Source organism: Burkholderia ubonensis (assembly GCF_001718695.1).
Taxonomy (GTDB): Bacteria; Pseudomonadota; Gammaproteobacteria; order Burkholderiales; family Burkholderiaceae; genus Burkholderia; species Burkholderia ubonensis_B.
The window spans coordinates 1385685-1398352 of the sequence record NZ_CP013420.1 but is presented as its reverse complement, the minus strand read 5'-3'; the positions used below and the strand labels follow the sequence as shown (position 1 = coordinate 1398352).

General features: G+C 69.5%; 9 protein-coding genes and 1 pseudogene. 8 read left to right on the top strand and 2 right to left on the bottom strand.

The window, feature by feature from the left end; all coding sequences use genetic code 11:
* The first annotated feature begins 12 nt into the window (after nt 1–12).
* From WJ35_RS06240 to WJ35_RS06210, 7 genes and pseudogenes are all read left to right on the top strand, one after another.
* Entirely contained in the window at nt 13–1245 is a 1233-nt protein-coding gene (locus tag WJ35_RS06240; RefSeq protein WP_060234520.1) for an aspartate aminotransferase family protein, read from the top strand.
* Between the two features lie 30 nt (nt 1246–1275).
* Nucleotides 1276–2331, top strand: coding sequence for an arginine/ornithine succinyltransferase subunit alpha (aruF, locus tag WJ35_RS06235; RefSeq protein WP_042583515.1), 1056 nt, complete (start codon nt 1276–1278; stop codon nt 2329–2331).
* Nucleotides 2328–3384: pseudogene (gene astA, locus WJ35_RS06230) on the top strand (arginine N-succinyltransferase). Before aruF ends, astA begins: the two are co-directional and overlap by 4 nt.
* A gap of 7 nt (nt 3385–3391) precedes the next feature.
* The gene (astD, locus tag WJ35_RS06225; protein WP_060234519.1) at nt 3392–4855 is read left to right on the top strand and encodes a succinylglutamate-semialdehyde dehydrogenase; all 1464 of its coding nucleotides are present in this window, start codon (nt 3392–3394) and stop codon (nt 4853–4855) included.
* 14 nt (nt 4856–4869) lie between these two features.
* Complete coding sequence (gene astB / locus WJ35_RS06220) at nt 4870–6210, top strand: N-succinylarginine dihydrolase (RefSeq protein ID WP_042583517.1); 1341 nt, start codon at nt 4870–4872, stop codon at nt 6208–6210.
* A 7-nt stretch (nt 6211–6217) separates the two neighbouring features.
* Nucleotides 6218–7291 (top strand): succinylglutamate desuccinylase, encoded by a 1074-nt coding sequence (gene astE / locus WJ35_RS06215; protein WP_069238927.1) that lies wholly within the window; start codon nt 6218–6220, stop codon nt 7289–7291.
* A gap of 236 nt (nt 7292–7527) precedes the next feature.
* Nucleotides 7528–8322: an ABC transporter substrate-binding protein gene (locus WJ35_RS06210; RefSeq protein ID WP_010092790.1), complete on the top strand. Its 795-nt coding sequence runs from the start codon at nt 7528–7530 to the stop codon at nt 8320–8322.
* Nucleotides 8323–8418: 96 nt separating this feature from the next.
* On the opposite strand, the gene WJ35_RS06205 is transcribed toward WJ35_RS06210, so the two are convergent.
* Nucleotides 8419–9933 carry an HDOD domain-containing protein gene (locus tag WJ35_RS06205; protein WP_069238926.1) on the bottom strand — a complete coding sequence of 505 codons (1515 nt, stop codon included), beginning with the start codon at nt 9931–9933 and terminating at the stop codon, nt 8419–8421.
* A 31-nt stretch (nt 9934–9964) separates the two neighbouring features.
* Entirely contained in the window at nt 9965–11710 is a 1746-nt protein-coding gene (gene cdpA / locus WJ35_RS06200; RefSeq protein ID WP_196222093.1) for a cyclic di-GMP phosphodiesterase CdpA, read from the bottom strand.
* 279 nt (nt 11711–11989) lie between these two features.
* Between cdpA and WJ35_RS06195 the strand changes: the two genes are divergently transcribed.
* Entirely contained in the window at nt 11990–12541 is a 552-nt protein-coding gene (locus WJ35_RS06195) for a peroxiredoxin (protein ID WP_069238924.1), read from the top strand.
* Nucleotides 12542–12668 lie beyond the last annotated feature (127 nt).

Below are 12668 nucleotides of genomic sequence, written 5' to 3'. Positions count from 1 at the left end.
AAAGGAACAGCCATGACGAACCTGACCGTGAACCGCCAGACTTTCGACGAAGTGATGGTGCCGGTGTTTTCCCCCGCGCCGTTCGTGCCGGATCGCGGCGAAGGCTCGCGCGTGTGGGACACGGCAGGCCGTGAATACGTGGATTTCGCATGCGGCATCGCCGTGACGTCGCTCGGCCACGGCCATCCGGAACTGCTGAAGGTGCTGGACGAACAAAGCCGCAAGCTCTGGCACATCGGCAACGGCTACACGAACGAGCCGGTGCTGCGCCTCGCGAAACGCCTCGAATCGCTGACCTTCGCCGACCGCGCATTCTTCGCGAACTCGGGCGCGGAAGCGAACGAAGCGGCGCTGAAGCTCGCGCGCCGCGTCGCGTTCGAACGCCACGGCGCCGACAAATTCGAAATCATCTCGTTCGTGCAGTCGTTCCACGGCCGCACGTTCTTCACGGTCAGCGTCGGCGGCCAGCCGAAATACTCGGAAGGCTTCGGCCCGGTGCCGGAAGGCATCAAGCACCTGCCGTTCAACGACATCGCAGCCGCCAAGGCCGCGATCGGCCCGCAAACCTGCGCGGTGATCGTCGAGCCGGTGCAGGGCGAAGGCGGCGTGATCCCGGCCGATCCGGCCTTCCTCAAGGCGCTGCGCGAAGCGTGCGACGCCAACGACGCACTGCTGATCTTCGACGAAGTGCAGACGGGCGTCGGCCGCACGGGCCACTTCTACGCATACATGGACACGGGCGTGACGCCCGACATCCTGACGACCGCGAAGGCGCTCGGCAACGGCTTCCCGATCGGCGCGATGCTGACGACGAAAGAACTCGCCGCGCACTTCAAGGTCGGCGTGCACGGCACGACCTACGGCGGCAACCCGCTCGCGTCGGCGATCGCCGACAAGGTCGTCGAGCTGATCGGCGAGCCGGCGCTGCTCGAAGGCGTGCGCGAACGCAGCATGCGCCTGAAAGGCGCGCTCGAACGCATCAACGCGCGCTTCGGCATCTTCAAGGAAGTGCGCGGCAAGGGCCTGCTGGTCGGCGCGGAACTCACGGCCGCATTCGACGGCCGCGCGAAGGACTTCGTGAACGCGGCCGCCGAGCAGGGCGTGATCATGCTGATCGCCGGCCCGAACGTGCTGCGCTTCGTGCCGTCGCTGGTGATCCCGTTCGACGTGCTCGACGAAGGCCTCGCGCGCTTCGAGAAGGCGGTCGAACAGGTGCTCGCCGCGCAGGCAGCCAACGCGCGCTGATCGGCGCCTCCATCGCAGACAGGAACGACGATGCTATTTGTTCGCCCCGGCAAACTCACGGATCTCGATGCGCTCGCGCAGATGGCGCGCACCGCGCAGCCGGTCCTGCACTCGCTGCCGCACGACCGCGCTGCGCTCGAGGCGCGCGTCGCGCTCTCGGAGGATTCGTTTCGCGCGGACGTCGACTTCCCCGGCGAGGAGTTCTATCTCTTCGTGCTGGAAGACACCGAGACCGGCAAGCTGCTCGGCACCGCCAGCATCGTGGCGGCGGCCGGCTACTCCGAGCCGTTCTACGCGTTCCGCAACGACGCGCTGATCCACGCGTCGCGCGAGCTGCACGTGAACCGCAAGATCCACGCGCTGACGATGTCGCACGAGCTGACCGGCAAGAGCCGGCTCGCGGGCTTCTACGTCGATCCGTCGCTGCGCGGCGACGCGGCCGCGCACCTGATCTCGCGCGCGCGGATGATGTACATCGCCGCGAACCGCCGCCGCTTCACGCCCGAAGTATTCACGCTGCTGCTCGGCGTGAGCGACGAGCACGGCGCGTCGCCGTTCTGGGAAGCGGTGGGCCGCAAGTTCTTCGGCCGCGATTTCGAGGACGTCGACATCGCGTCGGGCGGCCGCAGCCGCACGTTCATCGCCGAAGTGATGCCCGGCTACCCGCTGTACGTGCCGCTGCTGCCGGAAGCCGCGCAGCGCGTGCTCGGCGAGCCGAACGCGAGCGCGCTGCTCGCGTACGACATCCATCTCGAGGAAGGCTTCGAGCCGGACCGCTTCGTCGACATCTTCGACGCGGGCCCGGTGCTGACCCAGCAGATGGACCGCACCGCATGCGTGAAGCATGCGGCCGAACGCACGGTGCGCGAGGCCGCGCACCAGCAGGGCGACGCCGCGTACCTCGTGTCGAGCGGCAGCGGCGAATCGTTCCGCTGCGTGCTCGCGGATTTGCCGGCCGATGCCGGCAAGGGCGCGCCGCTCGCCGGCGACGTGCGCGCGGCGCTGAACGTGAAGGATGGCGATGTCGTGCGCTGCGTGCCGCTGCACCAGCGCGACGATGAGGAATCGAAGGGAGACGCAGCATGATCGTCGTTCGGGTCGTACAAACGGGCGACGTGGACGCGCTCGTGTCGCTCGCGAAGGAAACCGGTCCGGGCCTGACCACGTTCAAGCCCGACCGCGACGCGCTCGCCGCGCGCATCGAACGCACCCGCCGCACGCTCGAAGGGCGGGCCGCGCCGTCGGAAGCCGGCTACTTCTTCGTGATGGAAGACTCGGCGACGGGCGACATCGCGGGCGTGTGCGGTATCGAATCGCAGGTCGGCCTCGAGCAGCCGTTCTACAACTACCGCGTGAGCACGGTCGTGCACGCGAGCCAGGAGCTCGGCGTGTGGACGCGGATGCATGCGCTGAACATCTCGCACGACCTGACCGGCTACGCGGAAGTGTGCTCGCTGTTCCTGAGCCCGCGCTACCGCACGGGCGGCGTCGGCGGCCTGCTGTCGCGCTCGCGCTTCATGTTCATCGCGCAGTTCCGCGAGCTGTTTCCGGAACGCATTTGCGCGGAGCTGCGCGGCCACTTCGACGACGACGGCACGTCGCCGTTCTGGCGCGCGGTCGGTTCGCACTTCTACCAGATCGACTTCAACGCCGCGGATTACCTGAGCTCGCACGGCCGCAAGTCGTTCCTCGCGGAACTGATGCCGCGCTACCCCGTGTACGTCGACCTGCTGCCGCAGGACGCGCAGGACGCGGTCGGCCTCACGCATCGCGACACGCTGCCGGCGCGCAAGATGCTCGAGGCGGAAGGGCTGCGCTACCAGAACCACGTCGACATCTTCGACGCAGGCCCGGTGCTCGAATGCCACATCAACGACCTGCGCACGGTGCGCGAGAGCGTCGTCGTGCCGGTCGCGATCGGCGAGCCCGACGCGCGCGTCGACGCGCGGGGCGGCCATGGGCGGCCATCCGCCGAAGTCGCTCGTGTCGAACACGTCGCTCGGCGACTTCCGCGTCGGCGTCGCGCCGGGCGTCGTCGCGAACGGCGCGTTCGTGCTGTCGGCCGACGATGCCGCCGCGCTCGACGTGAAGGCGGGCGATCCGGTCCGCGTGCTGCCGCTCAAAGTCAAACAGGGATAAACGAATCATGACGGAACTCTTCATCGACGGCGCCTGGGTCGCGGGCTCGGGCCACGTGTTCGCTTCGCGCAACCCGGGCACCGACGCGATCGCGTGGCAGGGCGCGAGCGCGTCGGCCGCCGACGTCGACCGCGCGGTCGCGAGCGCGCGCCGCGCATTCGCCGGCTGGTCGGCGCTCGACTTCGAAGCGCGCTGCGAGATCGCGAAGCGCTTCGCGGCGCTGCTCAACGAGCGCAAGGAAGCGCTCGCCGCGGCGATCGGCCGCGAGACCGGCAAGCCGCTGTGGGAAGCGCGCACCGAGGTCGCGGCGATGGCCGCGAAGGTCGGCATCTCGATCCAGTCCTACCAGGAACGCACCGGCGAGAAGCGCCAGGACATGGCCGACGGCGTCGCGGTGCTGCGCCACCGTCCGCACGGCGTCGTCGCGGTGTTCGGGCCGTACAACTTCCCGGGCCATTTGCCGAACGGGCATATCGTGCCGGCGCTGATCGCGGGCAACACGGTCGTGTTCAAGCCGTCCGAGCTCGCGCCGGGCGTCGCGCGCGCGACCGTCGAAGCATGGAAGGACGCGGGCCTGCCCGACGGCGTGCTGAACCTCGTGCAGGGCGAGAAGGACACCGGCATCGCGCTCGCGAACCATCGCCAGATCGACGGGCTGTTCTTCACCGGCAGCTCGGACACGGGCACGCTGCTGCACAAGCAGTTCGGCGGCCGTCCGGAGATCGTGCTCGCGCTCGAGATGGGCGGCAACAACCCGCTCGTGATCGGCGAGATCGAAGACGTCGACGCGGCCGTGCATCACACGATCCAGTCGGCGTTCCTGTCCGCGGGACAGCGCTGCACGTGCGCGCGCCGCATCTTCGTGCCGCAGGGCGCGGCGGGCGACCGCTTCCTCGCGCGCTTCGCCGACGTCACGTCGAAGATCACGGCGGACGTGTTCGACGCCGACCCGCAGCCGTTCATGGGCGCGGTGATCTCGGCGCGCGCGGCGGCGAAGCTCGTCGAAGCCCAGTCGCGTCTGCTCGCGCAAGGCGCGAAGCCGATCATCGCGATGGAACAGCGCGACCCGCGCCTCGGCTTCGTGAACGCGTCGATCATCGACGTGACCGGCGTAGCCGACCTGCCCGACGAGGAGCACTTCGGCCCGCTCGCGCAGATCATCCGCTACGCGACGTTCGACGAAGCGATCGAGCGCGCGAACGACACCGCGTTCGGCCTGTCCGCCGGCCTCATTGCCGACGACGCGCGCGCGTGGGAGCACTTCCGCCGCACGATCCGCGCGGGGATCGTCAACTGGAACCGGCCGACCAACGGCGCATCGTCCGCCGCGCCGTTCGGCGGCGCGGGCCGCTCCGGCAACCACCGCCCGAGCGCGTACTACGCGGCCGACTACTGCGCGTATCCGATGGCGTCGGTGGAGAGCGCCCAACTGACCCTGCCCGCGAGCCTGTCGCCGGGCCTGCATTTCTGATCGAGGGAACGACGATGAACGCACAAGAAGCCAATTTCGACGGACTCGTCGGCCCGACCCACAACTACGCCGGGCTGTCGTTCGGCAACGTGGCGTCGCTGAACAACGAGAAATCGGCCGCGAACCCGAAGGCCGCCGCGAAGCAGGGCCTGCGCAAGATGAAGCAGCTCGCCGATCTCGGCTTCGCGCAGGGCGTGCTGCCGCCGCAGGAGCGCCCGTCGCTGCGCCTGCTGCGCGAGCTCGGCTTCTCCGGCAAGGACGCGGACGTGATCGCGAAGGCCGCGAAGCAGGCGCCCGAGCTGCTCGCCGCGGCGAGCTCCGCGTCGGCGATGTGGACCGCGAACGCGGCGACGGTGAGCCCGTCGGCCGATACCGGCGACGGCCGCGTGCACTTCACGCCGGCGAACCTGTGCAGCAAGCTGCACCGCGCGATCGAGCACGAGTCGACGCGCCGCACGCTGTCGACGCTGTTCGCCGATCCGACGCGCTTCGTCGTGCATGAAGCGCTGACCGGCACGCCGGCGCTCGGCGACGAAGGCGCGGCGAACCACACGCGCTTTTGCGCGCAGTACGGCCAGCCGGGCGTCGAGTTCTTCGTGTACGGCCGCTCGGAATACCGCCGCGGGCCGGAGCCGAAGCGCTTCCCGGCGCGCCAGACCTTCGAGGCGAGCCGCGCGGTCGCGCATCGCCACGGGCTGCGCGAGGACGCGACGGTCTACGCGCAGCAGGACCCGGACGTGATCGACGCGGGCGTGTTCCACAACGACGTGATCTCGGTCGGCAACCGCGACACGCTGTTCACGCACGAACGCGCGTTCGTCAACAAGCAGGCGGTCTACGACACGCTGACGGCGGCGCTCGACGCGCGCGGCGCGCACCTGAACGTGATCGAGGTGCCGGATGCGGCGGTGAGCGTGTCCGATGCGGTGACGTCGTATCTGTTCAACAGCCAGCTGCTGTCGCGCGCCGACGGCTCGCAGGTGCTCGTCGTGCCGCAGGAATGCCGCGAGAACGCGAACGTCGCCGCCTACCTCGACAGCCTCGCGGCCGGCCACGGCCCGATTCGCGACGTGCTGGTGTTCGACCTGCGCGAGAGCATGAAGAACGGCGGCGGCCCGGCGTGCCTGCGCCTGCGCGTCGTGCTGAACGACGCGGAGCGCGCGGCCGTCACGTCGAACGTGTGGATCAACGACACGCTGTTCGCGTCGCTCGACGCGTGGATCGAGAAGCACTACCGCGACCGCCTCGCGCCGGACGACCTGGCCGACCCGGCGCTGCTCGACGAGTCGCGCACCGCGCTCGACGAACTGACGCAGATCCTGCGCGTCGGGTCGCTGTATGACTTCCAGCGCTGAGGCCCGCATGCGCGACGCGGCCTGGCTCGACGACTTCCTCGCGTTCACGCTGGCCGGCGACGCGCCGGCCGTGCGCGACGGCGTCTGCGCCGGCGGCGCGGTGCGCTGGCAGTGGCAGGGCGAGGGGCTGCTCGCGCTCGAGCCGGGCGCGGCGGACGTGGCAGACGTGGCATCGAGCCGCAGCGTGCTGGTATCGGCCGGCGTGCACGGCGACGAGACCGCGCCGATCGAGCTGCTGTCGATGCTGGTGCGCGACGTCGCGGCCGGCACGCTGCCGCTCGCGTGCCGGCTGCTCGTCGTGTTCGGCAATTCGCCGGCGATGCGCGCGGGCGGGCGCTATCTCGACGACGACCTGAACCGCCTGTTCAGCGGGCGCCACGCGCAGGTGCCGGACAGTCGCGAGGCGCCGCGCGCCGCGCAGCTCGAGGCGGCCGCCGCGGCGTTCTTCGCCGCTGCGCCGGACACCCCCGGCGCGCGCTGGCACGTCGACATGCACACGGCGATCCGCGCGTCGGTGTTCGAGCAGTTCGCGCTGCTGCCGCATACGGGCACGCCGCCGTCGCGCGCGATGATCGAATGGCTCGGCGATGCGCGCATCGCGGCGGTGCTGCTGCATACCGCGAAGGGCCATACGTATTCGCATTTCACGGCCGAGCATTGCGGCGCGCTCGCGTGCACGCTGGAGCTCGGCAAGGTGCGGCCGTTCGGCCAGAACGACCTGACGCGCTTCGCGGCCGCCGACCGCGCGGTACGCCAGCTCGTGTCGCGCGCGGCCGGCGATGTGGGTGACAAGGGTGACGCCGGCGCTGCCCGCGGCGACGCGCCGCTGCCGCGCGTGTTCACGGTGATCGACCAGATCACGAAGCAGAGCGACGCGCTCGAGCTGTTCGTTGCTGCCGACGTCGCGAACTTCACGCCGTTTCCGCGCGGCACGGTGCTCGCGCAGGACGGCGCGTACCGCTACACGGTGCGGCACGACGAGGAGCGGATCGTGTTTCCGAACCCGTCGGTGAAGCCGGGCCTGCGCGCGGGCCTGCTCGTCGTCGACACCACGCGCGAGACGCTCGCTGCGCTCGTGTGACCGACGGCGGCGTCCGCGTGTCGCGCTTGCGCGACAGCGACATCGTCTTGCGCGTTCGCCGGCGCCGCGCGGCCGCCGCCGCTTTGCCGTCGCGGGCGGCGCGGATTGGTACAATCGCGGCCTTGCGGCTGTTGCGCCGCATCAACGCGCGGCATCGGGATGGTGGTAGTGGTCCGGCGCTGCCATGATGCATGCGCCGTGGTTCCGGAACATTCAAGTATCGAGGAGAACACCTGATGAAGTTGGATTGGCGAAAAGTGGCCGCGCACGCGGTGGTGACGGCGGTGGCCGTGGCGGCAGGCAGCGCGTTTGCGGCGGATCTGAAGGAGATCCGCTTCGGCGTCGAGGCATCGTATGCGCCGTTCGAATACAAGACGCCCGACGGCAAGCTGACCGGCTTCGACATCGATATCGGCAACGCGGTGTGCGCGAAGCTGAAGGCGAAGTGCGTGTGGGTCGAGAACGACTTCGACGGCCTGATCCCGGCGCTGCAGGCGCGCAAGTTCGACGCGATCAACTCGGACATGACGATCACCGAGCAGCGCAAGCACGCGATCGCGTTCACCGATCCGATCTACACGATCCCGAACCAGCTGATCGCGAAGGCGGGCAGCGGCCTGCAGCCGACTCCGCAGTCGCTGAAGGGCAAGCGCGTCGGCGTGCTGCAGGGCACGATCCAGGAATCGTACGCGAAGAAGAAGTGGGCGCCGGCCGGCGTCGACGTCGTGCCGTACCAGACGCAGGATCTCGCGTATGCGGACCTGAAGTCGGGCCGCCTCGACGCGGCGTTCCAGGATTCCGAAGCGGGCGCGAAGGGCTTCCTGTCGAAGCCGCAGGGCGCGGGCTTCGCGTTCGCGGGCGGCACGGTCAGCGACGCCGAGATCCTCGGCACGGGCGTCGGCTTCGGCCTGCGCAAGAACGACGCGGCGCTGAAGACCGCGCTCGACCAGGCGCTCAAGGACCTGAAGGCGGACGGCACGATCGACAACCTCGCGAAGAAGTACTTCAGCGTGCCGGTGACGCTGAAGTAAGCGCGCGGTCCGATCCGTCGCACAAAGCATACCGGCCGCTCATGCGGCCGGTTTGCTTTTGGGGGAGGGGCTTTCGGTGCCGGCGCGCCGGGCCGCTCAATGCTTGAAGAACCGCCCCAGCTCCCGCGCCATCTCGTTCAGCACGGCCATTTCCTGCTGCGTGATCTTCCGCGCCGGCTGCGCGCCCGCCCAGTCGCCATACAGCAGCGCGACCGAACCCGCGCCGACGCGCACCGGCAGCAGCACGAACGCGTGCGCGTCGTCGAACGCATCCAGATACCACGCCGGCAAGCGCTTCATCATCTTCGGCTCGCGCGCCTGCTCGATGAAGATGCCGACGGAATTGGTGATCGCGAGGTGGAACACGTCCGGCTCGAAGCGCTCGTCGAAGCGCAGCTTGTCGAGCGCCGCGTCGACGCCGGCGCCGAAGCCGAGGCGCGCGGCGAACGTGCCGTCGTCGTGCCGCACAAACATCACCGTGCGGGTGAACGCGAGCCCCGCGAGCAGGCTTTCCGACGCGAGCGCGAGCACCGGCGTCAGCACGTGTTCGGACGGCAGCGCGCGCAAGTCCAGGAGACCCGCCTCGAGGCAGGCCTCGGGCTCGCCCTGCGCACGCGCGATCGCATCCGCGTTCGCGCGCAGCTCGACGATCTCGCGCATCACGGTATCGCTCGCCTCTTCGCGCACCAGCCGGTCGGCGATCTCGACGAGCGCGTCCGGACCCGTGTCGAGCACCGCGCCGTAGTGCTGCGCGAGCGACGCGATGCGCGCGTCGCGCTGCGGGCTTGCCGGCATCGCCAGCGCACTCGCGACGTCGGTCGAGCAGCGGCTCACCGCGCGCAGCCAGCGCACGCGCTCCTCGCCTTCGTCGGCGCGCGTGTCCGGCGCGAACCGGCGCTCGTCGTCGAGGTCGTCGGCGTCGTCGTCCATCTCGTCGGGCTCGACGTCGTCGTCGCCATTGGCCATCCCGGCGCGGATCACGTCGGGCAGCCGCCAGCGGGCCGCCGCCTCGAGGCCGATCTCGTCGAAGCCGACGCCGAGCACGTCGACGCAGGCCGCGGCCTCGTCGCCGTGCAGCTCGGCGGCGCGCCGGCGGATCCGGTCCCATTCGCTGTCGAGGTAGCAGACGACCAGCAGCTTGCCGACCTGGCGCATCAGCGTGCAGACGACCGCTTCCTCGCCGGCGCGCAGGTCCACATGCTCGGTCAGCTTGCGGGCGACGCAGCCCGACAGCAGCGCGCGGTTCAGTTCGAGCTTCGCGTCGATGCGGCGCGACGTGCTCTGGTGGAAGTGATCGACGAGCTTCAGGCCGACGACGAGGTGGCCGACCGCGTCCATGCCGAGCACCATCAGCGCGCGGGTCACGGTCGTGATGTTGCCGCCGAACGCCATGTACATCGCGGAGTTGGCGAGCCGCAGCACTTTCTGCGTCAGGGCGAAGTCGGACAGCACGACGCGCACGAGCGCGGTGAAGTCGAGATCGTCGTTCTTCATCGCGGCCATCGTCGCGCGCAGCGATTCCGACAGCAGCGGGAAGTCGCCCCGTTCGTTCATCCGGTCCCACAGCTTGTCGAGCGGCGTTGTCCGGGGCAGGTGTTCGGTGATTGACATACGGATCTGTTCGGTTCGCGTGGGCGGCGCGTCAGGCCGCCTCCTCGTGCAGGCGGAGCTGCTGCGCCTCGAAGCGCTGCGCCAGTTCCTCGGACGGCAGCGCCTGGCAGACGAGCCAGCCCTGGATATGGTTGCAGCCCATCTCGGTCAGCAGTTCGCGCTGCGCCTCGGTCTCGACGCCTTCGGCGACGAGTTCGAGATCGAGCGTCTGCGCGAGGCCGACGACGGCCGACACGATCGCGCGATCGTTGCGCGACGTCAACAGGTTCTCGACGAAGCTGCGGTCGATCTTCAGCTTCGCGAGCGGGAAGCGCTGCAGGTAGGCGAGGCTCGAATAGCCGGTGCCGAAATCGTCGATCGCGAAGCGGATGCCGAGTTCGGTGAGCTCCTCGAGCAGCCCTTTCGCGCGCACCGGATCGTGCATCAGCAGGCTCTCGGTGATCTCGAGCACGATCCGGCGCGGATCGATGCCGGTCAGCGAGATCGCGTCGCGCACGCTCTGCGTGAAGCGCGGATCACGGAACTGCTGCGGCGACACGTTGACGGCGACGTATTGCAGCGGGAGCTCCTGGCGGTCCCACGCGACGAGCTGCATGCACGCGGCCTTCAGCACCCAGTTGCCGAGGTAGTTGATGAGGCCGATCGATTCCGCGAGCGGAATGAAGGTCGCCGGCGGCACGAGCCCGTGCACCGGATGGCGCCAGCGGATCAGCGCCTCGACGCCGACCACCGCGCCCGACTGGCTGCGCGTGATCGGCTGGAAGTGCAGCGAGAATTCGCCGTTGCGCACGCCGTCGTAGAGGTCGGCCTCGAGCTTCAGGCGCTCGGCGTCGGACCGATCGTCGAGCGGCGTGTGGAACGCGAGCGCGTTGCCGCCCGACGCCTTGGCCTGCTCGAGCGCATGGTCGGCGCGGCGCAGCAGCGGGCTGTGGTGCTGCGCGCGGTGCGTCGCCGCGCGCTCGTCCGGATAGAGCGCGATGCCGATGCTCGCGGACAGGTGCACGGGCTGCCCGTTGTACACGTAAGGCTGCCGCACCGCGGCCTGCAGCCGGCGGCCGAGCGCGCCCGCGATGTCGCCCGCCCGCGCGCGATCGGCGGCGGTGAACACCACCGCGAACTTGTCGCTCGCGACCCGTGCGAGCTGCTCATCCGGCGTCACGAGCGCCTGCAGCCGCTGCGCGGTTTCGCGCAGCAGCGCGTCGCCGGCGTCGTAGCCGAGCGCGCGGTTGATCCGCTGGTAGTCGTCGAGGTCGAGCAGCACGAGCGCCGCGCAGGTGCCGGACTCTTCGGCGAGCTTTTGCGCGCGCATCAGCGCGGGCACCAGCGCCGACAGGTTGTCGAGCCCCGTCATCGGGTCGTGATGCATCTCGTAGGTGAGGCGCGCCTCGAGCGCGCGCCACGACGACACGTCGAACGCGGCGACCGCGAAGCCGTCGACGCCGTGGTGGCGGCTCTTCACCGCGCGCACCTCGACGTCGAGCGGGTAGGTCAGCGACTTGACGATGCACATCGTCGCCTTCTCGACCTGGCCGGAACGCGCGGCGCGCGCGAGCAGGTCTTCGAGCGCCGCGGTATCCTGTTCGGCGATCAGGTCGCGCAGCGTCAACGTGTGCAGGTAGTCGCGGTGATAGCCGATGAAGCGCAGGCTCGCATCGGAGACGTACAGAAAGCGCAGCTCGCGATCGACATGGGCGAGGAAATCCACCGGGCCGACCGTCTGCTCCAGCCAGTTGCGCACGGTGTCGTCGCGACGCGGCGCGCCGGCGCGCGCGGGCATCAGCGCGCCGCCCGACCAGGCGAAGCGGCGCAGCGTATGCAGGGCGCTGCGCCAGGAGCCCTTGCGTGGCGTCTGTTTCCTGTTGGCTTCCATGTTTCTCGCTGACGTGAAGGGCTGGAACCGGTTGTCCGGAAGGAATAACGGCAGCCTGCGCGAAATCTTTAACCGTCCGGCCGGGGCTGAGACTACGTGCCGCGCCGGGTCGTACCTCCGGTGTTCGGCAGGCGAACGCCGGCATGGCCTGCATCGAGGCTGACTTTATAAGAAATGAGGACGCAGATGAAGCGAAAACTGACGATGATGTGCGCCGCGGCGGCGCTGGTGGCGGGGCATGCGCTGAACGCGCAGGCGCAATTGAAAGCCGGCGATGCCGCGCCGGATTTCACGACGCAGGCGTCGCTGGGCGGCAAGACTTACACGTACTCGCTCGCCGACGCGCTGAAGAAGGGGCCGGTCGTGCTGTACTTCTACCCGGCCGCGTTCACGAAGGGCTGCACGATCGAGGCGCATGCGTTCGCGGATGCGGTCGACCACTACGCCGCGTACGGCGCGACCGTGATCGGCGTCTCCGCCGACAAGATCGACACGCTGACGAAGTTCTCGGTCAGCGAATGCCGCAGCAAGTTCCCGGTCGCCGCCGACCCCGACGCGCGGATCATCCGCGCGTACGATGCGAAGCTGCCCGCGCTCGACCGCGCGAACCGCGTGTCCTACGTGATTTCTCCGGAAGGGAAGATCCTGTACGAGTACACGAGCCTGTCGCCGGACAAGCACGTCGAGAATACGCTCGGCGCCGTCAAGGCGTGGGCCGACGCTCATCCGAAGCAGTAGGCATCGCGCCGAAGGTGTGCGGCGGCGCGGCGGGCCGGCGGTAATCGACGTCGCGGCCGCACGCGAGCGCGAGCGCCTGTTGAAGGAAATCGCGTGTCCGGGCGGCGCGAAACGCGCGATGCAATGC